Source organism: Microbacterium immunditiarum (assembly GCF_013409785.1).
GTDB lineage: Bacteria > Actinomycetota > Actinomycetes > Actinomycetales > Microbacteriaceae > Microbacterium > Microbacterium immunditiarum.
This window is the reverse complement of the sequence record NZ_JACCBV010000001.1, coordinates 2,016,153-2,038,991: the sequence shown is the minus strand read 5'-3', so window position 1 is coordinate 2,038,991 and position 22,839 is coordinate 2,016,153. Positions and strand designations below refer to the sequence as shown.

Below are 22,839 nucleotides of genomic sequence, written 5' to 3'. Positions count from 1 at the left end.
TGGCTCAGCCGAGGAGTTCGACGAGCCCCCGCAGATCCGTCACGATGTGATGGGGATCGCAGTCCTGCTCGGCGCCACGGCGGTCGATCCACACCGCCGTCAGGCCCGAGGCCCGCGCGCCGCCGACATCCGCGTGCTGGTTGTCGCCGATGTGGAGCGCTTCGCTCGCCTCGACGCCCATCCCCTCGACGGCGGCGTCGAAGATCGCCGGGTCCGGCTTCTGCGCGCCGACCTCGCCCGAGACGAGGATCGCGTCGAACCGTCCGGTCAGGTCGACCGCGTCGAGCTTCGCGCGCTGCAGGTCGCTCGGGCCGTTCGTGATGATCGAGGTGCGGATGCCGCGCCTGCGGCACTCCGCGAGCACGTCGAGCGCCTCAGGGTACAGCGACCACGACGTCGTCTCGATGCGCCACTGCAGCTCGTACGCCTCTCTCGCGGCAGCCTCGAGATCGTCGACGTCGAACTGCGACAGCGCCCGACGCCACACTCCCGCCATGACGACATCGGTCGGGACTCGGCCGAGCATCCACTGCTCGCCGATCTCGTCCCACTGCTCCGACCACGCGCGCCGGTGCACTGCGTCGACGTCGGCAGACGTCAGGCCGTGCCGCTCCGACACGCCGGCCGCCACGCGCACGAGCACGTCGTCCATGTGGTCGTCACGCAGCAGCGTGCCGTCGAGGTCGAAGCAGACTCCGCGGATCATGCGGTCTCCTCTGTGAGTTCGGTCCGTCGGCCAGACATGTACCGGTACGACGCCGTGACATACGGCACCTCCACTATGCCGTCGCGATCCGACACTCCGGGCCGCCCGAGCACCTCCACGACCGCGCGCAGCACCTGCTCCTGCTCGTCGGACGGCAGCAGCGGGAAGTAGCTGCGCGACCGGACGTCGGCGAGGATCTCGTCCGTCGTCGACCGTCGCACCCACTCCACGAAGTGACGCGCGGGACCCGCGAACGCGTCGCCCATAGCCGGGTCCTCCACGTCTCCGCGGAAGTGGTCGCCGTCTGCTCGCATCGCGGTGCCCAGGTCGTGCGCCCACGGCACGCGCTCGTCGCGGAGGTTCCAGACGAGCCCGAGTCGCCCGCCCGGCCGCAGCACGCGGGCGACTTCGGCGGACGCGGCATCCGCATCGACCCAATGCCACGCCTGCGCGAACGTGACGACATCGACGGATGCGTCGGGCAGAGGCATCCGCTCCCCCGACCCTGCCATCGCCTCGACGCGCGGAAGGGCACGGCGCAGTTCCGCGAGCATGCTCGCCGACGGCTCCACCGCGATCACGCGGCGACCTGGGCGTTCCAGCAGGCGGGTGAACTTGCCCGTGCCGGCGCCCGCGTCGACGACGACCTCGGCGTCATCGCCGACGAGCCAATCGACGGACTCGCGCGGGTACGACGGACGCGCGGCGTCGTACCCGGCCGCGACCGAGTCGAACGACGCCGCGGGATCACTCATCCCGCGTCTCCGCGGAGTCGACGCGCCAGCGCATGAGGACGTTCCCCGACTCCTCCCAGGCGCGCGTCTCGAGCAGCTTGAGCGCCACCGGTGGGCGCGTGTCGAACAGCGGCACACCGCGGCCCGCGATGAGCGGGAACGTCACGAGGTGCAGCTCGTCGACGAGACCGGCCTCCATGAGGTCGTTCCACAGGAGCCTGCCGAGGAGGATCAGGATCCCTCGGCCCTCGGTCTGCTTCATCGCGGCCACCTCTCGGCGGGCGTCCTCGATGCGCACGATGCGGGTGTTCTCGTACGGCGCGATGTCGGCGTCGGTGACCGTGTCGGAGACCACGACCTTCTCGACCGCGAGGATGAGGTCGGCGAACTCGCGGCGGATGGCCGTGGCATCCGCCGCTTCGCGGACCCCGCTCCAGTACGTCATGTTGCCGAGGAACGAACGCCGGCCCGACAGCAGAAGCGTGTCGGACTCGCGCAGGAGGCTCGTCGTGTAGTGGTCGAACGAGTCGGCGCCGCGGTAGTCGGGGTGCTGGTGCTCGAAGAACGAGACGATGTCGTGCGTGTCGTCCTCGTAGCGGCCGTCGACCGTGACGAAGTTGCAGACCGTGAGCGTGCGCGTGCTCATGGCCGGACCACCCGATACGCGCGTGTGACATACGGCAGCTCGATGGTCGCGTCGCCGACGGCACCGAGCTCGTCGAAGAGTTCCGCGAGACCGACCTCGATGCGCTCGCGCTCCGCGGGCGGAGCCGTGATGATGTAGCTGCGCGAGCGGGCCATGTCGAGGAGCGCGTCGCGCGTCATCCGCCGCGACCAGTGCCACGTCTTCGCCTCGAGCTCCGCGAACGGCGCGGCGAGCGTCGGATCGCCGTCGGCGAGCATCTCCTCCGCGCGACTGCCGTGCATGATGCCGGTGAGGCGCCTCACCCACGGCTCGCCGTCGTCGCGTACGTTCCAGATGAGCCCGAGCACACCGCGCGGGCGCAGGACGCGCGCGACCTCGGCGGACGCGGGCACAGGATCCACCCAATGCCACGCTTGGCCCAGCACGACCGCGTCGACGGATGCATCGGGCAGCGGCAGGTTCTCGGCCGTGCCGACGAACGTGGGCACGCGCCGCACGTTCTCGCGCAGGACGCCGAGCATCGCGGCATCCGGATCGATCGCGACGACCTCGGCTCCCGCCTCGACGACAGCACGCGTCAGCTTGCCCGTTCCCGCTCCGACATCGGCGACGCGCAGGCTGTGCCCCTCTCGGCGGGCGGGCTCCAGCAGCCACTCGACCGCATCGGCGGGATACTCCGGGCGACCGGATTCGTAGACGGATGCCGCGGACCCGAACGATCTCGACATCTCTTCGCGGGTGGCCATGCCTCGACCCTACGACCCCGGCCCGACACGTGCGGATCTCCGGAGATCTGCGCAGGACCGGCGCCGCACACCTCGCAGCCGCGCGGCTCCGGCCCCTGGGTCATCCGATCGTTCCGGAGTTGCGCACGTCCGACGTCGTCCGGCGTGCCTGCCCGGCGACGTCGGAGGTGCGAGTGATGCTGAGGGGGTGCCACTGGATTTCACCGCGATCGACTTCGAGACGGCGAACTCCAGCAGTGCGTCGGCGTGCGCGGTGGGCCTCGCGCGGGTGCGCGACGGCGAGGTCGTCGACACGAAGGGCTGGCTGATCCAGCCGCCCTTTCCGCACGACCAGTTCTTCGAGCTGAACACCCGCATCCACGGGCTCACGGCCGAAGACGTCGTCGGCGCGAAGACCTGGACCGAGCAGCTCGCCGATCTCACGGAGTTCTGCGGGTCGGATGTGCTCGTCGCGCACAACGCCGGCTTCGACATGACCGTGATCCGGCGCGCGTGCGAGGTCACGGGCGATGACTGCCCGCCGTACGAGTACGTGTGCAGCCTCCAGCTCGCTCGGCGCGTCTACCGCCTGGAGTCGTATCGGCTTCCCTCCGTGGCCGCAGAGGCGGGCTTCGCCGAGTTCGCGCACCACGACGCCACCGCCGACGCGCTCGCGTGCGCGCACATCATGATCGACGCGGCCCGGCGGCTGAGCGCCCGCGACATCCGATCGCTGGCCCAGCTCGCCCGCGTGGGCGTGGCGCGGATCGCGGTACCCGAGCGTGTCGAGAAGCCGCCGGCGGCCGATGCGCCTGCGTCCGGGGCGCCGCTTCGGTGGGAGCAGCAGACACTCTTCGAGTTCGCCTGACGTCACGCGGCGCGCGGCGCCGCGCGAGTGCGATGTCGGATGCTCGCGTCATCCTGATCCCATGGACGCACTCATCATCGTCGCGATCGTGATCGCGTGTCTCGCCGCCGGCGCCCTCGCCGGGTGGACGGCCGGGCTCGCGCGCGCCGCAGCGCGCTCCGCCCGCGAGCACACCGACCTGCGCGCACGGCTCGCCGCCGCCGAGGCGGCGCGGGCGGGCGTCCAGGCGCAGCTCGATCACCAGCACCTCCTCTACCGCGAGCTCGCAGCGCAGACGCGGTCCGATCAGGCCGCGCGCGAAGAGCGCGAGCGTCGCGAGCAGGCGGTGCTGCGGGCGCTCGCTCCCGTGCACGAGACGCTGCAGACGATGCAGCTCAAGGTCGACGAGCTCGAGCGCGAGCGCCACGCCCAGTTCGGCACGCTCGCCGAGCAGCTGCGGCGCGCGCACGAGTCCGACGAGGCGTTGCGCGCGACCACCGAGTCGCTCGCGAGCGCACTGCGGTCGGGCGCGACGCGCGGCGTGTGGGGCGAGACGCAGCTCCGCCGTGTTGTCGAGGCGGCGGGGCTCACAAGGTACGTGGATTTCGACCTGCAGGCGACGGTGAAGACGGATGCCGGGGCCGGCCGCCCCGACATGGTCATCCGCCTCCCGGGCGACAAGGCGATCGCCGTCGACGCGAAGGTCCCGCTCGACGCGTATCTCGAGGCGAGTGCGATCCCGTTCACGGCCGTCGGCGCCGAGGCGGCGCGTCGCCGCGCGCTGCTCGAGCGCCACGTCAAGGCCGTCCGCGCCCACGTGGACGCGCTCGCGAAGAAGAGCTACTGGCAGGGGCTGTCGTCGAGCCCCGAGTTCGTCGTGTGCTTCGTGCCGAGCGAGTCGCTGCTCGCGGCCGCGCTCGAAGAGGACCCCGCGCTGCTCGACTACGCGTTCGGCAGGCGCGTCGCCCTCGCGTCGCCGGTCAACCTGTGGGCTGTGCTGAAGACCGTCGCCTACGCGTGGACGCAGCAGGACGTCTCGCAGGAGGCTCGCCGCCTGTTCGACCTCGGCAACGAGCTGTACCAGCGGCTCGGCGGCCTCGCGGGCCACGCCGACGACCTGCGCCGCGCGATCGAGCGCACGATCGACAGCTACAACAAGCTCGCCGGCTCGCTCGAGTCGAGGGTCTTCGTGAGCGCACGCCGGTTCCCCGGCATCGACGAGACGAAGCTCGACGCCCTCGCGGCACCCGCGACGATCGACAAGTCGCCGCGGCGCCTGACCGCGCCCGAGCTGCTCGAGGGTCTCGCGTTGGACGACGAGGCCTCCGTGCTCGAGGAGCCGCCGGTGCTCGACGAGTCATCCGCGCTCGACCCGCCCACGATCGGGGCCGACGTCGGAGAGGTGCGCCACCGCATCGGCCCGTGAGGGCGCGTGAGCCCGCAGAGCGAGCGGGTCAGACGCCGCCGGGGATGAGGCTCATGAGCGCGATCACGGCGCCTGAGACGACCACGAACGCGCCGACCATCCACCACGCCGAGAGCTCGTGACCCTCTTCGCGCCTGACGCGCAGAAGCACGTCGGGGCGACGCGCAGGATCGATGGCGTTCGCCACGACGGCGTGTGCGCCGGTCTGCGGCTTCGGCTCGCTCACCGGTACGGTCATCGTCAAACTCCTCCAGCCTGCGGAAACGGACTGCGTCGACGCCGACGACTCGTTCGATTCTGCCAGACGAGTCTGGACATCGGGCGCACGCCGTCGTCACGAACCGGTCACGAACCGATCACAGCCACTTCGACGTGAGGTGCTCCGACGAGATGCGCCGCAGCGTGCCGGACGCGCCGCGCAGCACGACGCTCTCGGTGTAGACGTAATCGCCCTCGCGGCGCACGCCTGCGACGAGCTGTCCGTCGGTCACTCCCGTCGCGACGAAGATGGTGTTCGAGCCCCGCACGAGCTCGTCGGCCTCGTACACGTAGCCGTCCATCTTGAGCCCCGCGTCGATGCCGCGCTGCCGCTCGTCGTCGTCGCGCGGCCACAGCCGGCCCTGGATGTGCCCGCCGAGGGCCTTGATCGCGCACGCCGTGACGATGCCCTCGGGGCTCCCGCCGATGCCGACGCACATGTCCGTGCGCGCGTCGTGGCGCGCGGCGTTGATGCCGCCCGCGACGTCGCCGTCGGTCATGAGGCGCGTGCCCGCGCCCGCCGCTCGGATCTCGTGGATGAGCTGATCGTGACGCGGCCGGTTCAGCACCGAGACGACGATCTCCTCGACAGGCTTGCCGAGCGCCTTCGCGAGCCGGTGGATGTTCTCGCCAATGGGCAGCCGGATGTCGACGACGCCCACCCCGGCGGGCCCGGTGACGAGCTTGTCCATGTAGAAGACGCTCGACGCGTCGAGCATCGTGTCGTGGTCCGACACCGCGATCACCGACAGCGCGTTGTTGCGCCCCGCCGCCGTGAGCGACGTGCCGTCGATCGGGTCGACGGCGACATCGCACTGCGGACCGCGCCCGGTGCCGACCTTCTCGCCGTTGAACAGCATGGGCGCCTCGTCCTTCTCGCCCTCGCCGATCACGATCCGGCCGTCGAAGTTGACCGTCGTGAAGAACGCGCGCATCGCGTCGACCGCCGCGCCGTCGGCCTTCTCCTTCTCACCGCGGCCGATCCACGGCACCGAGCGGATGGCGGCGGCCTCCGTGGCGCGCACGAGCTCGAGTGCGAGGTTGCGATCAGGGCGGAGGGGACTCATGTCGGCGGTCAGGCTCACCATGTCGCCCAGCCTAATCACCGGCTGTCGCGAATCGAGGTGCTTACCGTCTTCCCCGGATGAAGGAATCGCAATTCTTTCACAGGCGTCAGAACGAGCCCGCGCTTTCGCCCCGCACGGCCGCTGGGGCATCCGCTTCGCCGAAGGCGCTTCGCTAGAGTGACCGTGCAGGCCGAAACGACCGTGCCGCCGCACCCCCGCGCGCACGCCAAGCAAGGAGCAACACATGCCCGTCGCCACCCCCGAGCAGTACGCCGACATGCTGGACCGCGCGAAGGCCGGCGGCTTCGCGTACCCCGCGATCAACGTCTCGAGCTCGCAGACCATCAACGCCGTCCTGCAGGGGCTGACCGAGGCCGGGTCGGACGGCATCCTGCAGGTGTCGACGGGCGGCGCCGACTACTTGTCCGGCCACAGCGTCAAGGCACGTGCGACCGGCGCCATCGCGTTCGCGAAGTACGCCACCGAGGTCGCCAAGTCGTACCCCATCACGGTCGCCCTGCACACCGACCACTGCCCGAAAGAGGCGCTGCCGACCTTCGTGCTGCCGCTCATCGAGGCATCCGAGGAAGAGGTGCGCGCCGGTCGCAACCCGCTCTTCCAGTCCCACATGTGGGACGGCTCGGCGGTGCCGCTCGACGAGAACATCCAGATCGCGAAGGACCTCCTCCCCCGCATGCGCAACATCAACGCGATTCTCGAGATCGAGGTCGGCGTCGTCGGCGGCGAGGAGGACGGCGTCAAGCACGAGGGCTCGAACGAGGCGCTCTACACGACCGTCGCGGACGTGACGAAGGCCGTCGAAGCGCTCGGCCTCGGCGAGAACGGCCGGTACATCTCAGCACTCACGTTCGGAAACGTGCACGGCGTCTACAAGCCCGGCAACGTCAAGCTCCGCCCCGAGCTGCTCGGCGAGATCCAGGAGGGCATCGCGGAGCGCTTCGGCACCGGACCCAAGCCGCTCGACCTGGTCTTCCACGGCGGCAGTGGCTCGTCCGATGAGGAGATCGAGCTGGCCGTCTCGCACGGCGTGGTGAAGATGAACATCGACACCGACACGCAGTACGCGTTCACGCGCTCGGTCGCCGGCTTCATGTTCCAGAACTATGACGGCGTTCTCAAGGTCGACGGCGAGGTCGGCAACAAGAAGGCGTACGACCCGCGCGCGTGGGGCAAGATCGCCGAGACGGCAATGGCGGCACGCGTCGTCGAGGCGACGCAGCAGCTCGGATCCCACGGCAAGAGCCTGGCGGCCTGACCGACCGAATCGACGGATGCCGCGGCCGCCCGCCCGACCGGTCGGCCCGCGGCATCCGCGTCTCGGCGCACCCGCTGGGGTCGTCAGCGCGCCGGGACGTCGTCGTATCGCATGAGCACGGTCCCGTCCGCGGCGCGCACCTCGATCGCGCTGATCGCGTCGAGCTCCATCGCCGTCCCCGCCGAGAGCCGCGCGGACGACCCCGGCCCCGCGCGCCACGTCGACACCGGCTCGTCGGTGCCGTCCGCGCCGACGACCGCGAGGACGTAGACCCAGCCGCCGGGAGGCGCATCCGAGTCGACGGAGTCGGGGTAGCTGCACTCGAGATCGATGCGCGTGCCCCACGCGACCTCGGTGAGGCGCACGGATGCCTCGATCGGCACGCCCGCGATGTCCTCGAGCACGAACTCGGCGGTCGGTCGCGGCGCGAACGACGAGATCGCGACGGGCACGGCGATCCCCGCGACGAGTGCGAGGGTCGCGGCGATGCCGACCGCCCACCACGTGCGACGGCGGCGGCGGCGCGCTTTCGTGAGCGACGCGATGCCCGCGCGGACGGCGTCGTCGTCGAGATCGGGGCCGTCGGCGGCATCCGAGTCTCTCGCCTCCTCGCCCTCGTGGATGCGCTCGGCGCGCTCCGTCGAGATGCGCGAGAGCAGCCCCAGGGTGGGAGTCAGCTCGGCCGTCGCGCGGCGGCAGACCGGGCATTCGTCGAGGTGGGCCTCATACGCGCGGCGTTCCGACGAGGACAGGGCGCCCAGCACGTACGCGGCGTCCCACTCGGCGTACGTCGTGTGATCGGGGTTCATCGGGTCACCCCCCTCTCCTGGAGCGCGAGCCGCAGCGCGCGCAGGCCGTAGTGCAGCCTGGACTTCACTGTTCCCTGGGGGATGTCGAGCGCGGCGGCGGTCTGAGCGACGCTCATGCCGCCGTAGTACGCCTTGACGATCACCGCGCGATGCTCCGCGCTCAATGCGGCGAGCGCCTCCTCGATGAGGAGCGTCTCGAAGAGCGCGTCCGTGTCGTCCTGCAGCTCGCGGTCGGGCACCTCGGCGACGGCGCGCTCGTGCCGCCGGTGCGCGCTGCGCGCCTCGTCGATCACGAGGTGACGGGCGACCGTGATCATCCAGGCGCGGGTCGTCGACGGGTCCTGCGCGAGGATCCGGGGTGTGCGCCACGCGCGAAGCAGCGTCTCCTGCACGACGTCGTCAGCGCCCGCGCGATCGCCCGTAAGGTGGACGACATAGCGCCACACAGGCCCCGCGTGGGCTTCGAAGAGCGCCGTGAGGCGGGCGTCGTCGTCGGGCGGCATCCGTCACCTCCTCCTCGTTGAGTTCACGAGACGGCGCCCGGTTCGGTTCAGCCCGCCGGAGGGTTCGTGATGTACTGCGAGAACGCCGGATCGCCCAGGAGCGGGATCGCGATGCACACGTACACGATCGCGTAGGTGACGAGGGCGCCGACGAGCGGGATCCACCAGGCCAGGCGGCCGCTGCGGAGCCTGCGCACCGCGAGCAGGGCCGTCACGACGTAGCCGACGGCGAGCAGGATCGCCGCGATGAGGCCCCACGAGCGGGCGGACTCGACGTTCGTGAAGTCGCCCGGGATGCCCATGATCTGCATCGCGCGCTCGGCGACGGTGGGCAGGTCGAGGAACGAGACGGCCGTGAAGACGACGTTGATCGCGCCGTACACGAGGAGGGCGATCGTCGCGATGCGGTCGGCGGGGTGCGGCCGCAGGACCGGGCCCTGCGGGTCGACACGGGGAGGGACGCTCGGCGCGGCCGGCGGGACGGCGGCCGGCGGGACGGCGGCATCCGCAACCGGCGAGTACACCGACGCGGCCTGGGGGTCGCGGATGTGCGCACGCTGTTCCTCGGGCGTCGCGTACTCCCCGTACTGCGGCCGCGGACGCTCGTGGCCCTGTGACGCGTCGGTCATGCGCGACTCCGCCCGCCCAGCGCACGCTCGTCGCGGCGGCCTGACTGATCCTGCCGCAGCTCCTTGGGGAGCGAGAAAATGAGGTCCTCCTCGGCGGTGCGCACCTCTTCGACGTCGGCGTAGCCGGCGCCCGCGAGCTCTTCGAGCACCTCCTGCACAAGCACCTCGGGCACGGACGCTCCGCTGGTGACACCGACGGTCTCGACGCCGTCGAGCCACTCCTGCTGCACCTCGTCGGCGTAGTCGACGCGGTACGCGGCCTTCGCGCCGTTCTCGAGGGCGACCTCGACGAGTCGGACGCTGTTGGAAGAGTTCGCCGAGCCCACGACGATGACCAGGTCGGCCTCGCGCGCGACCTTCTTGACCGCGACCTGGCGGTTCTGCGTTGCATAGCAGATGTCGTCGGACGGCGGGTCCTGCAGCTGCGGGAAGCGCGCGCGCAGTCGCCGCACGGTCTCCATCGTCTCGTCGACCGACAGCGTCGTCTGCGACAGCCACACGACCTTGGACGGGTCGCGCACCTCGACGGTGTCGGCCTCGTCGGGCGAGTTCACGATCGTGACATGATCGGGCGCCTCACCTGCCGTCCCCTCGACCTCTTCGTGGCCGAGGTGGCCGATGAGCAGGATCTCGTGGTCGTCGCGCGCGAACCGCACGGCCTCGCGGTGCACCTTGGTCACGAGCGGGCACGTGGCGTCGATGGCCTGAAGGCCGCGATCGGATGCCGCGGCGACGACGGCCGGCGAGACGCCGTGCGCGCTGAACACGACGTGAGCGCCCTCGGGGACCTCGTCGACCTCGTCGACGAAGATCGCCCCCTTGCTCTCGAGCTCGGTCACGACGTGGATGTTGTGCACGATCTGCTTGCGCACGTACACCGGCGAGCCGAAGCGCTCCAACGCCTTCTCCACAGCGATGACGGCACGGTCGACACCGGCGCAGTATCCCCGCGGAGAGGCCAGCAGCACCCGCTTGCGACCGGCCACCGGGATATCCTTGAGGCGCTCCCGCCGCCGCGGAACGCGGGGAACGGGCATCCGTACGGCCTGAGAAGTCACCCCCCGAGTCTACGTGGCGGGCCCTGTGCGACGGCCGAGCGCTCCCGCCGCGAGCGCCCGCACGACCGAGAGGATCGCATGACGACCTTCCAGCCCCCCGGGTCGAACGGCCGCGGCGGTCCCGCGTTCGCGGCGCAGCAGGTCCCGGGTGAGGCGCCCCCGCCCGACTCGGTGCACCCGCGCGACTCCTCTCCCCAGGCGCCGACCTCGGTGGCGCGGCTCAACGAGACGATCCGCGACTTCATCGACATGTGGGGCTCGGTGTGGGTCGAGGGCGAGATCACATCGTGGAACGTGCGGGGCGGCAACATCTTCGGCGGGCTGAAGGACCTCGGCACCGAGGCGGTCATCCAGTTCCGCATCTGGTCGAGCACCCGCCAGCGACTGCCGGGCGACCTCAAGGTGGGCGACCACGTCATCGCGTGCGTGAAGGCGGACTACTTCCCCAAGACGGGCGCCTTCAGCTTCGCAGTGTCGTCGATGCGCCACGTGGGCCTCGGCGACCAGCTCGAGCGGCTCGAGCGCCTCCGCGTGAAGCTGCGCGCCGAGGGGCTGTTCGACCCCGCGCGCAAGAAGCCGATCCCGTTCCTGCCGCACGTCATCGGGCTGATCACGGGCGAGAACTCGGATGCCGAGAAGGACGTGCGCCGCAACGCCGAGCTGCGCTGGCCCCAGGTCACCTTCCGCACGAAGTACGCGGCGGTGCAGGGCGACCGGTGCGTTCCCGAGACCATCGCGGCGCTCAAAGCGCTCGACGCCGCGCCCGACATCGACGTCATCATCATCGCGCGCGGCGGCGGCGACCCGCAGACCCTCCTCGGCTTCAGCGACGAGCGCCTGGTGCGCGCGGTCGCCGCGGCGACGACGCCCATCGTGAGCGCGATCGGCCACGAGAATGACCACCCGCTGCTCGACGACGTCGCCGACCTCCGGGCCTCTACGCCGACGGATGCCGCCAAGCGCGTCGTGCCCGACGTGGCCGAGCAGCGCGCGCTCGTCGCGCAGCTGCGGTCGCGCATGGCGACGCGCCTCACGCAGCGACTCGCGCACGACATCGCGCAGCTCGAGCAGCTGCGGTCGCGGCCCGTGCTGCGCTCCCCCGAGTCGATCATCGACTCGCGCGCGCAGCAGCTGTGGATGCAGACCTCCCGCGGACGCGAGATCATCGACCGCCGCCTGTCGCACGAGGGGCGCGCGACCGCCGAGCTGCGCGCGACGCTGCGCGCGCTCTCCCCCGCCGCGACCCTCGCGCGCGGGTACGCGATCGCTCACCTGCCCGAGGGCGATATCGTGCGCGACGCCGCGCAGGCCCCCGCGGGCTCGACCGTCCTGGTGCGCGTGGGCCGCGGGTCGTTCTCGGCCCGGTCGGACGGCCCGGTGGACGACGGCGAGGGCGAGCCCGACCGGACGGATGCCGCGGAGCGGGAACCTAGGATGGAAGCATGACCGCGCCGAACGAGAACGCCGACGTGTCCGGGCTCTCCTTCGAGCAGGCCCGCGACGAGCTCGTGCGAGTCGTCCACGACCTCGAGCAGGGCGCGCCCACGCTCGAGCAGTCGCTCGCGCTGTGGGAGCGCGGCGAGGCGCTCGCCGCCCGCTGCGAGGAGTGGCTCGTCGGAGCCAAGCGCAGGCTCGACGCCGCCCGCGCGTCGGCCGAGACGGGCCCGGGGACGGGGTCGTGATGGCCAGGCAGCCGCGCGTCGTCGCCGAGCTCGGACGCCCCGAGACGCCCGAGGAGGCCGCTGAGCGCAAGGCCGTCCACTCGGCCGCGTACCGCTCGAGCCAGAACCTGCGCAACCTCATCGCGGCGCTCATCGTGACGCTCGGCGTCGTCCTCGTGGTCGTCTTCGCGGTGCCGCGCGGCACGCCCCCGCCCCGGGAGGACATCGACGTCGCCGCGGTCGCCGAGCGCATCTCCGAGAACGAGGGGCGCCAGATCATCGTGCCGGACGTGCCCGGCGAATGGCGCGTCAACGTCGCCAGCGTCGAGGGCGACACCACCCGCGCATGGACGATCGTCTACGTGCCCGGCGAGGAGCAGGGCTTCGTGCGCGTCGCGCAGGGCTTCGACGCCGACCCCGCGTGGACGACCCGCGTGCTCCGAGGCGCGGACGCCGACGAGACCGTGACGATCGACGGCGTCGCGTGGACGCGCTACGACATCGCCGACGCGGAAGCCGCCGGCAACGTCACGAGCGCGCTCAGCGCCCAGGCCGGCCCCGACGTCGTGCTCGTGTACGGCAACGCGCCCGAGGCCGACATCGAGCGGACCGCCGAGTCCGTCTCCGGGCAGGTGCGCGAACTGCAGGAGGCCGCGGAGTGATCGTCGACGAGCCGACACCCCGCAAGGTGTGGGACGAGATGCGTCGCGGCAACGCACGCTTCGTGAGCGGCGAGCCGCGGCATCCGCGTCAGGACGTCGACCGCCGTCACGAGCTCGCCCATCACCAGCGACCGCGCGCCGCGCTGTTCGGCTGCTCCGACTCGCGCCTGGCCGCAGAGATCATCTTCGACAAGGGCCTCGGCGACCTGTTCGTCGTGCGCAACGCCGGCCAGGTCGTGTCCGACTCGGTCGTCGGCAGCCTCGAGTACGCGGTCGCGGTGCTCGAGGTGCCGCTCATCGTCGTGCTCGGCCACGACGAGTGCGGTGCGGTGGCGGCAGCGATCGACAGCACGAATCCGGATGCCGCGCCCCTCCCGCCACACATCTGGAGGCTCATCGCCCCGATCGTGCCGGCCGTCCGGCGCGTGCAGCGCGAGCTGTCGAAGACGGGGCGCCCGATCGACGACATCGACGCCGAGCACGTCGGACGCGAGCACCTCCGCGACACCGTCGCCGAGCTCCTCCACTCGTCCGAGCTCATCAGCGACGCCATCGCCGAAGGCCGCCTCGCGATCGTCGGGGCGAACTACCGACTCGAAGAGGGCACAGCGGTGCCCGACATCATCGTGGGCCCCGCCGACGCGGAGCCCCTCGCATCCTGAGACACACCGGAGGAACGACGAAGTGACCGACATCGAGTACCGCATCGAGCACGACACGATGGGCGAGGTGCGCGTGCCCAGGAACGCCCTGTACGCGGCGCAGACGCAGCGTGCCGTGGAGAACTTCCCGATCTCGGGCGACCCGCTCGAGCCGGCGCAGATCGTCGCCCTCGCGCGCATCAAGAAGGCGGCGGCCCAGGCCAACAAGGAGCTCGGCACGCTCGACGGCGAGGTCGCCGACGCGATCGCGCGCGCCGCCGACCGCATCATCGGCGGCGAGTTCATCGACCAGTTCCCGATCGACGTCTACCAGACCGGCAGCGGCACGTCGTCGAACATGAACATGAACGAGGTCCTCGCCACGATCGCGACGCAGGACCTCGGCCGCACCGTGCACCCCAATGACCACGTCAACGCCTCGCAGTCGTCGAACGACGTGTTCCCGACCTCGGTGCACATCGCGGTCACGCAGGAGCTCATCGACGACCTCATTCCCGGCCTGGACCACCTCGCGGTCGCGCTCGAGAAGAAGGCCGAGGAGTGGAAGGACGTCGTCAAGTCCGGCCGCACCCACCTCATGGACGCGACGCCGGTCACGCTCGGGCAGGAGTTCGGCGGCTACGCGCGCCAGATCCGCCTCGGCATCGAGCGCGTGCAGTCGGTGATCCCCCACGTCGCGGAGGTCCCGCTCGGCGGCACCGCCGTCGGCACCGGCATCAACACGCCGCTGGGCTTCCCGCAGAAGGTGCTCGAGCTCATCGTCGCCGACACCGAGCTGCCGATCACCGAGGCGAAGGACCACTTCGAGGCGCAGGCGAACCGCGATGCGCTGGTCGAGGCATCCGGCGCCCTCCGCACGATCGCCGTGTCGCTCACCAAGATCAACAACGACCTGCGTTGGATGGGCTCCGGACCCAACACCGGCCTCGGTGAGCTGCGCATCCCCGACCTGCAGCCCGGATCCTCGATCATGCCCGGGAAGGTCAACCCTGTCGTCCCCGAAGCCGTGCTCATGGTCTGCGCGCGGGTCATCGGCAACGACGCGACGATCGCGTGGGGCGGCGCCTCGGGCCTGTTCGAGCTCAATGTCGCGATCCCGGTCATGGGCACCGCGCTGCTCGAGTCGATCGAGCTGCTCGCGAACGCCTCGCGCCTCCTCGCCGACAAGACCATCGACGGCCTCGAGGCGGACGTCGAGCGCGCGGCGGCCTACGCGGGCATGTCGCCGTCGATCGTGACGCCGCTGAACAAGGTCATCGGCTACGAGGCGGCGGCCAAGATCGCGAAGCACGCGGTCGCGAACGGCATCACGATCCGCGAGGCCGTGATCGACCTCGGCTACGTCGAGCGGGGAGAGATCACCCTCCAGCAGCTCGAGGAGAAGCTCGACCTGCTCTCGATGACGCGCGCAGGCTGAAACCCGGATGCCGCTGTGGGCCCCCTGGCGCGATAATCAGGGGGTGAGCCGCACACCCCGCCCGATCTCGGCTCGCGCCCGGATCCTGGGTGCGATCCTCGCGGTCGCGTGCGTAGGCCTCGCGATCGTCGGAAGCGTGACGTTCCTCGTGCAGCGCGAGAACGTGATCAACGAGATCGACAGCCGCCTGCGGTCCCAGGTCGAGCAGCTGAAGATCATCAGCGGCGACACCGAAGGCACGGGCGACGAGGCGCCGGCGGGGTCCGCGTCCACGGCACGCGAGACGATCGACATCGACGAGTTCGACAGCGTCGTGGAGTTCATGCGAGCGGCGGTCGGACGCCTCGTCCCGGCACGTAACGAGGGCGGCCTCGGGGTCATCGACGGCGAGCCGCGGTTCCGGCCCACGACGCTCTCGGGCTTCGACATCTCGGAGAACGTCACGCTCATCGAGCGCGCCGTCGCCGAGGCCCAGCGCACGCAGGACAGCGTGATCGGCACGGTGGTCACGGACGAAGGCTCGCTTCGGTACATCGCGATCCCCGTCGAGAAGCCGGGCGACGACTCGCGCGGCGTGTACATCCGCGCGGTCGACCTCGCGGGCGAGCTGCAGCCGGTCACGATCGCGATCATGACGTACTGGATCGCGGCGATCGCCGTGCTCGCCGCCGTCGGCGTGGTCGGGTGGTTCGTCGCAGGCCGTCTTCTCTCTCCCATCCGCCAGATCCGCGACGCGGCGGACGCCATCACCATCAGCGACCTGTCGCCGCGACTGCCGACCCAGGGCAACGACGACATCGCCGACCTCACCCGCACCGTCAACTCGATGCTCGACCGCCTCGAAGGCTCGGTCGACGTGCAGCGCCAGCTGCTCGACGACGTGCGCCACGAGCTGAAGACGCCGATCACGATCGTCCGTGGGCACCTCGAGATGATGGACCCGCGCAACGTCACCGATGTCGAGAGCACGCGCGCAATCGGAATGGCCGAGCTCGACCGCATGAACCGGCTCGTCGAGGACATCGATCTGCTCGCCGCGGTGGAGGGCGACCCGTTCGACATGAAGGAGGTCGACCTCGCCGCCCTCACCGCGCGCATCGGCGAGCTTGTCGCCGTAATCCCGGGCCACGACTGGAAGGTCGAGGCGTGCGCCGAGGGACACGTCCTGGGAGATCAGGACCGCCTCCTGCAAGCGTTGCTCCAGCTCGCCGACAACGCCGCGAAGTACACGCCCGAGGGGTCCCCCATCGAGATCGGCAGTGCGCTGGACGACACGGAGGCGAGGCTGTGGGTGCGTGACCACGGGCCGGGCATCCCTCCCGCCGCCCGCCACCGCATCTTCCGGCGGTTCGACCGCGCGCACGGCAAGCGCTCGGTCGGCGGATCCGGACTGGGGCTCGCGATCGTCGACGCGATCACGAAAGCGCACAACGGCCAGTGCGTCGTCTCCGATACGCCGGGAGGCGGCGCTACATTCACGATCGGGCTGCCGTTGCCGACCGCCGGGCTTCCGGCGCCCGTGCGCGCCGGCGACGTCGTGCTGCAGAGGGAGGCATCCGGATGACGACGATCCTCATCGTCGAGGACGAACCGCGGATCGCCGCGTTCGTGAGCCGCGGGCTGGAGTCGGCGGGGTACGAGACGACCATCGTCGACGACGGGCCCGAGGCCCTCGAGGTCATCCTGCGGGGCGAGGCCGACCTCGTGCTCCTCGACGTGGGACTTCCCACGATGGACGGCTTCGAGGTGCTGCGGAATCTGCGCGCACAGGGCTCGACGATCCCCGTGATCATGCTCACGGCGCGCTCGAGCACGCGCGACACCGTCGAGGGGCTGGACTCGGGGGCGAACGACTACGTGTCGAAGCCGTTCACATTCGACGAGCTGCTCGCGCGCGTGCGCTCGCGCCTGCGCGAGACCGCGGGATCTCAGCCGACGACGCTCACGCACGGCGACGTCGTGCTCGACATCCTCGCGCGCCGAGCCACGGTGGGCGGACGCGAGGTCGACCTGTCAGCGCGCGAGTTCGCCCTCGCCGAGCAGTTCCTGCGCAATCCGGGCCAGGTGCTCACGCGCGAGCAGCTCCTCAGCCGCGTGTGGGGGCTGGACTTCGACCCCGGCTCGAACGTCGTCGACGTCTATGTGCGCTACCTTCGCGGCAAGCTCGGCCCCGAGCACATCACGACCGTGCGAGGTGTCGGCTACCGCTGGGAATGACGGATGCCGCGCGAGCTCGCGCTCGCGCTCGCGGCGCGGGCTCTCTGCTCCCGTGCAAGAGGAAGGCCCCCGACGCTGGGGAACGCCGGGGGCCTGGGAAGGGCCGGGGCTGGGGAACACCGGCCGTCAATCGCGACTGTCTGGGGAATAGCGCGATTGATCTATCAATCCGGACCACCACTCGCGGCGGTCGTCGAATCGTCCGCCATCCTCGGCGGAATCCTTATCATGGGAGCCGCTGTAGCGGTCTCCTGAGCTGCGGTCGCGCAGGCGCTCGATGAACTCGCGCACGCGCTCTTCGTCCCATCCGCGCTCGCGCGCCCACTCGCGCACGCGCTCCCAGGAACGCGTGCGCTCGACCTCGCGGATGAGCGTCTCCTCTTCGGCGGCGCTCGGCGCCGCCGGAGCCGTGGGCTGGCCGTCGGGAATCTGATCGGGCTGCTGAGCGACCGTGACGTCGCGCGGCTCGGGAGCCGGCACCGTAACGGGGGTGCTCGCAGGATGACGGCTCGCGTCCGGGTTCGGGGTCGCGTCAGCGCGCGACGGGACGACGATCGCCCCCTCGCCGATCGCCACGCCGGCCTCGTCGGCCAGCGCCGCGGAATGGGTGAGGGCGACAGCGCAGGCGACAGCCACGCTCGCCGCGACGCTCATAGCGCCGCCGACGACGAAACGCGTCTGGGTCTGCATGTCCTTCTCCCCGATCAGAAGGGCGCGGAGTATTCGTCCTCCTTCCATGTTCGCAGAGTCTCATGAGACAGGAAGGAGACGGCGATGAGACTCCTCTCATGGTTCAGAGCGGTTCGCCGCCCTCCAGGAGCTCTGTCACGAGGGCCGCGATCTCGGACCGCTCCGACCGGACAAGGGTGACGTGGCCGAACAGATCGTGGCCCTTGAGCGTCTCGATGACCGACGCGACGCCGTCGTGCCGCCCGACCCGCAGGTTGTCGCGCTGACCGACGTCGTGGGTCAGCACGACGCGGGAGTTCTGCCCGATGCGGCTGAGCACGGTGAGCAGCACGTTCCGCTCGAGGGACTGCGCCTCGTCCACGATCACGAACGCGTCGTGGAGCGAGCGACCGCGGATGTGCGTGAGCGGCAGCACCTCCAGCAGCCCGCGGGCGATGACCTCTTCGAGGACGTTCGCCGACACGACCGAGCCGAGCGTGTCGAAGACCGCCTGCCCCCATGGGTTCATCTTCTCCTGCTGGTCGCCCGGCAGGTATCCGAGCTCCTGCCCGCCCACCGCGAACAGCGGCCGGAACACGACGACCCGCTTCTGGAGCTGTCGCTCGAGCACCGCCTCGAGGCCCGCGCACAGTGCGATCGCCGACTTGCCCGTGCCCGCGCGGCCGCCGAGCGACACGATCCCGACTTCGGGATCGAGCAGCAGATCGATCGCGATGCGCTGTTCGGCCGACCGCCCGTGCAGCCCGAAGACCTCGCGGTCGCCGCGCACGAGGCGGTACGCGCCGTCGCCCGTGACGCGGCCCAGGGCCGATCCACGCTCGGAATGGATGATGAGCCCCGTGTTGACCGGAAGCCCGCGCACGTCGTCGCTGGTCGCGACCTCGCTCTCGTAGAGGTCGCTCACCTCGTCGCCCGAGATGTCGATCGTGGCGATGCCCGTCCAGCCCGAGTCGACGGCCTGCTCGGCGAGGTACTCCTCCGCCGAGATGCCCAGCGACGCGGCCTTCACGCGCATGGGAAGGTCCTTCGAGACGACGGTCACGTCGCCGCCGTCGGCCGCGAGGTGCATCGCGACGGCGAGGATCCGCGTGTCGTTGTCGGCGAGACGGATGCCGGACGGCAGCACCGACGAATCGGTGTTGTTCAGCTCGACTCGAAGCGTTCCGCCCTGGCCGACAGGCACCGGGAAGTCGAGGCGCCCGTGCTCGATGCGCAGCTCGTCGAGGTACCGCAGCGCCTGGCGCGCGAAGTATCCGATCTCCGGGTCGTGACGCTTGCCCTCGAGCTCCGAGATCACCACGACGGGGATCACGACATTGTGCTCCGCGAAGCGGAAGAGAGCGCGGGGGTCGCTCAACAGGACCGACGTGTCGAGCACGTAGGTCCGCAGGTCGTCCTGCTGTTCGATCGGCTCGTGCTCCGCCTGGTCGAGGCGAGTCCGCTGCTGGTGAGGTGCTCGTGAGGTCACAACCCGCTCCTGCCCCGGGTCCTCGCGGACCCGGCCGTCACGAGTCGACCGTCTGAGTCACGAGTCGCGATCCATGTGGCCGACTCGATCGGGTGCTCTACCCGATGCCTTGACCGTACGTCGCGGGAGCGGGCGTTCCGGTCGGCGACACGCGGGCGGATCTCACCACACACGCGAGGAGGAGAACGCCGCGAGCGCGTCTCCGAAGAGCCTCAGGGTGTCCGCGCCCGTCCCGACGTGCGGCGAGACGCGGATGAGCCCCGCTCGCACCGTGACGGTGAGCCCGTGGTTCGCGAGCGACGCCGCGAGGGGCGCGGCATCCTGAGCCGCGGGCGCGAGCGTGACGATGCCCGCGCGATGCTCGGGCTCGCGCGGCGTGATCACGGGGATCTCGTAGCGATCGGCGAAGAACAGCACGTCGCGCGTGCGCTCCGCGATCTCGCGCTCGATGACGTCGACGCCGATGTCGCGCACCTCGCGCAGCGCGGTCGCGAGGCGCGCGACGGCGAGATGATCGGGCGCGCTGACCGTGAAGGCGCGAGCGGATGCCACGGCCGGCGGCACACCGGCGGCACTCGGCTCGCCGTCCGCCCCCGCATGCCCCGAAAGCACCGGTGCGATGCGCTCGAGCGCCCGCTCGCCGAACCACGCGAAGCCCGTGCCGCGGCCCGCGCGCAACCACTTGTAGCCGTTCGCGCACACCACGTCCGCGGCGGCGTAGTCGGCGTCGACCACGCCGAAGCCCTGGATCGCGTCGACGATGAGCACACGGTCGCCGATGACCTCCCGCAACGCGGTCAGGTCGGCGCGGTAGCCCGTGCGGTAGTCGACGAGGCTCACCGCGAGCGCGGCGGTGTCGTCGGTGAGAGCGTCGCGCACGACCTCGGGCGTCACGTACCCCAGCTCGGGATCGAGCCACTGGAGCTGCGTCTTGCCGAAGGCATCCGCCGCTCTGGCAGCCGTCACCGTGATGCTCGGGAAGTCCTGTCGCGCCAGCATTACGCCGCCCTCGGCGAGGCCGTACAGGGCGTGCATGAGCCCGTAGGTCGTAGACGGCTGCAACGTGACATGCGAGGGATCGGCGCCGAGCACTTCGGCGAGCAGCTCGCGCGCCTCGGCCTCGTGCTCCATGACGAGGTCGATGCCGGTGCGGCGACCGGATCCGAGGAGCTCCGCATCAGCATGGGACTCGGATCTCACCGACGGGGAAAGGGGCCCGAACCGCGCCCAATCCAGATAGCCAGGCTCGCCGTCGAACGAGGCCTGATAGGACTCCAGATCCGTCACGGACACATTCTGGCATGCAGGGGTCACGCATATGCCCCTCGGGTTTCGCATGCCGGGACCGCGCGGATTCACACGCGTCCGAGCTGCGTCAGCCGCCGTATCGGCGGTCGCGCTGAGCGTAGTCGCGGATCGCCCGCAGGAAGTCGACTTCGCGCAGATCCGGGCCGAGCGCCTCGACGAAGTAGAACTCGCTGTGGGCGCTCTGCCACAGCAGGAAGTCGCTCAGCCGCTGCTCGCCGGAGGTGCGGATGACGAGGTCCGGATCCGGCAGTCCGCCGGTGTACAGATGCTCGCCGATCTGCTCGGGGGTGAGGCTCGCGGCGAGCTCTTCGAGCGACCCGCCCTCCTCGTCGTGCTTCGCGATGATGCTGCGCACCGCGTCGACGATCTCGCCGCGACCGCCGTACCCGACGGCGAGGTTGACGTGCATGCCGGTGTTGTCGCGCGTCCGCTGCTGTGCGGCCGCGAGCACGGCGGCGAGCTCGGCGGGCAGGAGGTCGGCGCGCCCGACGTGCTGGACACGACGGTCCGTCCCCCGCGACAGCTCCTCGGCGAGCTCGGCGATGATCTCGATGAGGTCGGAGAGCTCCTTCGAGTCGCGCTTGGCGAGGTTGTCGTTGGAGAGCAGGTACAGCGAGACGACCTTCACGCCGACCGCGTCGCACCAGTCGAGGAACTCGCGCATCTTCGCCGCGCCCGCCCTGTGCCCGTGCGCCGCGGACTCGTAGCCCAGCTGGCGCGCCCAGCGCCGGTTGCCGTCGATCATCATCGCGACGTGGTGCGGCACGACCTCGGGGGTGAGACTCCGGCGCAAGCGGTTGATGTAGAGGCGATAGAGGGGTCCTCGCCCTTCGTTCGACCTCGTCGATGCCACTCCCCTACGCTACCGCTCACGCGCCGCGAGTGAAGGCTGGAACCTGGTGTCACCACATGCGACACCCGGTATGTTCCCCATCCGGCATGCGCGGGGCTCTAGCCTTGACAGATGAGCCGCCGTACGCGTCGAGTGATCCCACCCGCCCCCGAGGTTCCGGTGCTCCCGCTCATGGACGCCGCCGCCGTCGACGCGGCCAGGCCCGAGATCCGGCCCACCTGGCGCGGATGGATCCACGCCGCGACGTTCCCCGTCGCGATCGCCGCGGGCATCGTGCTGATCGTCCTCGCGCAGGGCGCGCCCGCGAAGTGGGCGTCTGCGGTCTTCATGGCGACGTCGCTCCTGCTGTTCGGCAACTCCGCGCTGTACCACCGCTTCGACTGGGGCCCCACGACGAAGGCGGTCCTCAAGCGCATCGACCACGCGAACATCCTGCTGCTGATCGCCGGCACGTACACGCCGATCGCGGTGTTGGCGCTGCCCACGCCGAAGACGATCCTGCTGCTGTCGCTCGTGTGGGGCGGCGCGATCCTCGGGATCCTCTTCCGCGTCTTCTGGCTCCACGCGCCGCGCTGGCTCTACGTCGCGCTGTACCTCGTGCTCGGCTGGGCGGCCGTCATGTACATCGTCGACCTGTTCCAGGCGAACGCGGCGATGATGATCCTCGTGATCGTGGGCGGCCTGCTCTACACCGTCGGCGCGGTCGTGTACGCCGTGAAGAAGCCCAACCCGTGGCCCGGCCACTTCGGCTTCCACGAGATCTTCCACGTGTGCACCGTCCTGGCTTTCCTGTGCCACTGGACGGCGTGCCTGCTCATCGCCCTCGATCCCGCGTACCACGCTGGCTGACGGCGCGCGGGCCGGGGCATCCGCTCAGGTCGTGCGGTCGTCGCCCGCGGCATCCGTCGATTCGTCGTCGACCTCGGTCGCGCGCGTCGCGGCGGCCGCCTGCTCCTCGGCCTCGAGCTGCTCGTTGATGTCGGCACGGACGCGGCCGCGACGGATGCGCCGCATCATGTCCCACACGAGCACGATGACCGCCACCGCGAGGAGGGCGATCACCGCGAAGCCCCACGGGCCCGGCGTGACGAGGTCGGGGTCCACCTGGTCCGTCGGTGCGGGGGTCGCTGCGAGCACGGCCAGCGATCGAATCATGGTGTGTCCTCGTTCCGGCGCGGGAGCGCATAGCCTGGAACTCCAGCCTAGTTCCGACGGGA

General features: G+C 70.7%; 26 protein-coding genes. 11 read left to right on the top strand and 15 right to left on the bottom strand.

Annotation, left to right across the window (positions count from 1 at the left end; translation table 11 throughout):
* Positions 1 to 4: 4 nt before the first annotated feature.
* Genes BJ991_RS09400 through BJ991_RS09385 form a run of 4 tightly spaced genes read right to left on the bottom strand, consistent with a single transcriptional unit; the run spans position 5 to position 2,832 of the window.
* Positions 5 to 706, bottom strand: coding sequence for an HAD family hydrolase (locus BJ991_RS09400; RefSeq protein ID WP_179489461.1), 702 nt, complete (start codon positions 704 to 706; stop codon positions 5 to 7).
* Positions 703 to 1,461 (bottom strand): class I SAM-dependent methyltransferase, encoded by a 759-nt coding sequence (locus BJ991_RS09395; protein ID WP_179489459.1) that lies wholly within the window; start codon positions 1,459 to 1,461, stop codon positions 703 to 705. Before BJ991_RS09395 ends, BJ991_RS09400 begins: the two co-directional genes overlap by 4 nt.
* Positions 1,454 to 2,086: a dihydrofolate reductase family protein gene (locus BJ991_RS09390; protein ID WP_179489457.1), complete on the bottom strand. Its 633-nt coding sequence runs from the start codon at positions 2,084 to 2,086 to the stop codon at positions 1,454 to 1,456. Before BJ991_RS09390 ends, BJ991_RS09395 begins: the two co-directional genes overlap by 8 nt.
* Entirely contained in the window at positions 2,083 to 2,832 is a 750-nt protein-coding gene (locus BJ991_RS09385; protein WP_179489456.1) for a class I SAM-dependent methyltransferase, read from the bottom strand. The genes BJ991_RS09390 and BJ991_RS09385 overlap by 4 nt, the downstream gene beginning before the upstream one ends.
* A 187-nt stretch (positions 2,833 to 3,019) precedes the next feature.
* Between BJ991_RS09385 and BJ991_RS09380 the strand changes: the two genes are divergently transcribed.
* Positions 3,020 to 3,679 (top strand): exonuclease domain-containing protein, encoded by a 660-nt coding sequence (locus BJ991_RS09380; RefSeq protein ID WP_179489455.1) that lies wholly within the window; start codon positions 3,020 to 3,022, stop codon positions 3,677 to 3,679.
* Between the two features lie 61 nt (positions 3,680 to 3,740).
* Entirely contained in the window at positions 3,741 to 5,084 is a 1,344-nt protein-coding gene (locus BJ991_RS09375) for a DNA recombination protein RmuC (RefSeq protein WP_179489454.1), read from the top strand.
* A gap of 28 nt (positions 5,085 to 5,112) precedes the next feature.
* Here the strand turns inward: BJ991_RS09375 and BJ991_RS09370 are convergent, their stop codons facing one another.
* Positions 5,113 to 5,322, bottom strand: coding sequence for a UDP-N-acetylmuramyl pentapeptide phosphotransferase (locus tag BJ991_RS09370; RefSeq protein WP_179489453.1), 210 nt, complete (start codon positions 5,320 to 5,322; stop codon positions 5,113 to 5,115).
* 118 nt (positions 5,323 to 5,440) lie between these two features.
* The gene (gene glpX, locus BJ991_RS09365; protein WP_179489452.1) at positions 5,441 to 6,430 is read right to left on the bottom strand and encodes a class II fructose-bisphosphatase; all 990 of its coding nucleotides are present in this window, start codon (positions 6,428 to 6,430) and stop codon (positions 5,441 to 5,443) included.
* A 223-nt stretch (positions 6,431 to 6,653) separates the two neighbouring features.
* Between glpX and fbaA the strand changes: the two genes are divergently transcribed.
* Positions 6,654 to 7,685 (top strand): class II fructose-bisphosphate aldolase, encoded by a 1,032-nt coding sequence (gene fbaA, locus BJ991_RS09360; protein WP_179489450.1) that lies wholly within the window; start codon positions 6,654 to 6,656, stop codon positions 7,683 to 7,685.
* An 83-nt stretch (positions 7,686 to 7,768) separates the two neighbouring features.
* Here fbaA and BJ991_RS09355 read toward each other — a convergent pair whose 3' ends face one another.
* The 4 genes from BJ991_RS09355 to BJ991_RS09340 are packed head-to-tail and all read right to left on the bottom strand — an operon-like array spanning position 7,769 to position 10,663.
* Positions 7,769 to 8,494, bottom strand: coding sequence for a zf-HC2 domain-containing protein (locus BJ991_RS09355; protein WP_179489448.1), 726 nt, complete (start codon positions 8,492 to 8,494; stop codon positions 7,769 to 7,771).
* Positions 8,491 to 8,997 (bottom strand): sigma-70 family RNA polymerase sigma factor, encoded by a 507-nt coding sequence (locus BJ991_RS09350; RefSeq protein ID WP_179489446.1) that lies wholly within the window; start codon positions 8,995 to 8,997, stop codon positions 8,491 to 8,493. Before BJ991_RS09350 ends, BJ991_RS09355 begins: the two co-directional genes overlap by 4 nt.
* A gap of 47 nt (positions 8,998 to 9,044) precedes the next feature.
* Positions 9,045 to 9,626, bottom strand: a complete 582-nt coding sequence (locus BJ991_RS09345; protein ID WP_179489444.1) for a DUF6264 family protein — start codon at positions 9,624 to 9,626, stop codon at positions 9,045 to 9,047.
* Positions 9,623 to 10,663: a 4-hydroxy-3-methylbut-2-enyl diphosphate reductase gene (locus tag BJ991_RS09340; RefSeq protein ID WP_179492662.1), complete on the bottom strand. Its 1,041-nt coding sequence runs from the start codon at positions 10,661 to 10,663 to the stop codon at positions 9,623 to 9,625. Before BJ991_RS09340 ends, BJ991_RS09345 begins: the two co-directional genes overlap by 4 nt.
* 99 nt (positions 10,664 to 10,762) lie before the next feature.
* Here BJ991_RS09340 and xseA point away from each other — a divergent pair, with 99 nt between their 5' ends.
* From xseA to BJ991_RS09305, 7 genes are read left to right on the top strand one after another with little or no spacing between them, the layout of a single operon-like run.
* Positions 10,763 to 12,130 (top strand): exodeoxyribonuclease VII large subunit, encoded by a 1,368-nt coding sequence (xseA, locus tag BJ991_RS09335; protein ID WP_179489442.1) that lies wholly within the window; start codon positions 10,763 to 10,765, stop codon positions 12,128 to 12,130.
* On the top strand, positions 12,127 to 12,366 hold the full coding sequence (locus BJ991_RS09330; protein WP_179489440.1) for an exodeoxyribonuclease VII small subunit: 240 nt from the start codon (positions 12,127 to 12,129) through the stop codon (positions 12,364 to 12,366). Before xseA ends, BJ991_RS09330 begins: the two co-directional genes overlap by 4 nt.
* On the top strand, positions 12,366 to 13,007 hold the full coding sequence (locus BJ991_RS09325) for a DUF4245 family protein (RefSeq protein WP_179489438.1): 642 nt from the start codon (positions 12,366 to 12,368) through the stop codon (positions 13,005 to 13,007). Before BJ991_RS09330 ends, BJ991_RS09325 begins: the two co-directional genes overlap by 1 nt.
* Before the next feature lie 38 nt (positions 13,008 to 13,045).
* Complete coding sequence (locus BJ991_RS09320; RefSeq protein WP_179492660.1) at positions 13,046 to 13,669, top strand: carbonic anhydrase; 624 nt, start codon at positions 13,046 to 13,048, stop codon at positions 13,667 to 13,669.
* Between the two features lie 22 nt (positions 13,670 to 13,691).
* Positions 13,692 to 15,086: an aspartate ammonia-lyase gene (locus tag BJ991_RS09315; protein ID WP_179489436.1), complete on the top strand. Its 1,395-nt coding sequence runs from the start codon at positions 13,692 to 13,694 to the stop codon at positions 15,084 to 15,086.
* 43 nt (positions 15,087 to 15,129) lie between these two features.
* Positions 15,130 to 16,650 carry a sensor histidine kinase gene (locus tag BJ991_RS09310; RefSeq protein WP_343048698.1) on the top strand — a complete coding sequence of 507 codons (1,521 nt, stop codon included), beginning with the start codon at positions 15,130 to 15,132 and terminating at the stop codon, positions 16,648 to 16,650.
* Positions 16,647 to 17,303 carry a response regulator transcription factor gene (locus BJ991_RS09305; protein WP_179489432.1) on the top strand — a complete coding sequence of 219 codons (657 nt, stop codon included), beginning with the start codon at positions 16,647 to 16,649 and terminating at the stop codon, positions 17,301 to 17,303. Before BJ991_RS09310 ends, BJ991_RS09305 begins: the two co-directional genes overlap by 4 nt.
* 126 nt (positions 17,304 to 17,429) lie before the next feature.
* Here BJ991_RS09305 and BJ991_RS09300 read toward each other — a convergent pair whose 3' ends face one another.
* The 4 genes from BJ991_RS09300 to BJ991_RS09285 all read right to left on the bottom strand — a co-directional run bounded on the left by BJ991_RS09300 (position 17,430) and on the right by BJ991_RS09285 (position 21,622).
* Positions 17,430 to 17,993 carry a hypothetical protein gene (locus BJ991_RS09300; protein ID WP_179489430.1) on the bottom strand — a complete coding sequence of 188 codons (564 nt, stop codon included), beginning with the start codon at positions 17,991 to 17,993 and terminating at the stop codon, positions 17,430 to 17,432.
* Between the two features lie 103 nt (positions 17,994 to 18,096).
* Positions 18,097 to 19,461: an RNA 5'-3' helicase PhoH2 gene (gene phoH2, locus BJ991_RS09295; protein ID WP_179489429.1), complete on the bottom strand. Its 1,365-nt coding sequence runs from the start codon at positions 19,459 to 19,461 to the stop codon at positions 18,097 to 18,099.
* Between the two features lie 162 nt (positions 19,462 to 19,623).
* A complete protein-coding gene (locus BJ991_RS09290; protein ID WP_179489427.1) occupies positions 19,624 to 20,748 on the bottom strand; it encodes an aminotransferase class V-fold PLP-dependent enzyme in 1,125 nt (374 codons plus the stop codon).
* Between the two features lie 88 nt (positions 20,749 to 20,836).
* Complete coding sequence (locus BJ991_RS09285) at positions 20,837 to 21,622, bottom strand: isoprenyl transferase (protein WP_179489425.1); 786 nt, start codon at positions 21,620 to 21,622, stop codon at positions 20,837 to 20,839.
* A 111-nt stretch (positions 21,623 to 21,733) separates the two neighbouring features.
* On the opposite strand from BJ991_RS09285, the gene trhA reads away from it, so the two are divergent.
* Positions 21,734 to 22,471, top strand: a complete 738-nt coding sequence (gene trhA, locus BJ991_RS09280; protein WP_246301064.1) for a PAQR family membrane homeostasis protein TrhA — start codon at positions 21,734 to 21,736, stop codon at positions 22,469 to 22,471.
* Between the two features lie 24 nt (positions 22,472 to 22,495).
* Here trhA and BJ991_RS09275 read toward each other — a convergent pair whose 3' ends face one another.
* A complete protein-coding gene (locus BJ991_RS09275) occupies positions 22,496 to 22,777 on the bottom strand; it encodes a hypothetical protein (RefSeq protein WP_179489423.1) in 282 nt (93 codons plus the stop codon).
* Positions 22,778 to 22,839 lie beyond the last annotated feature (62 nt).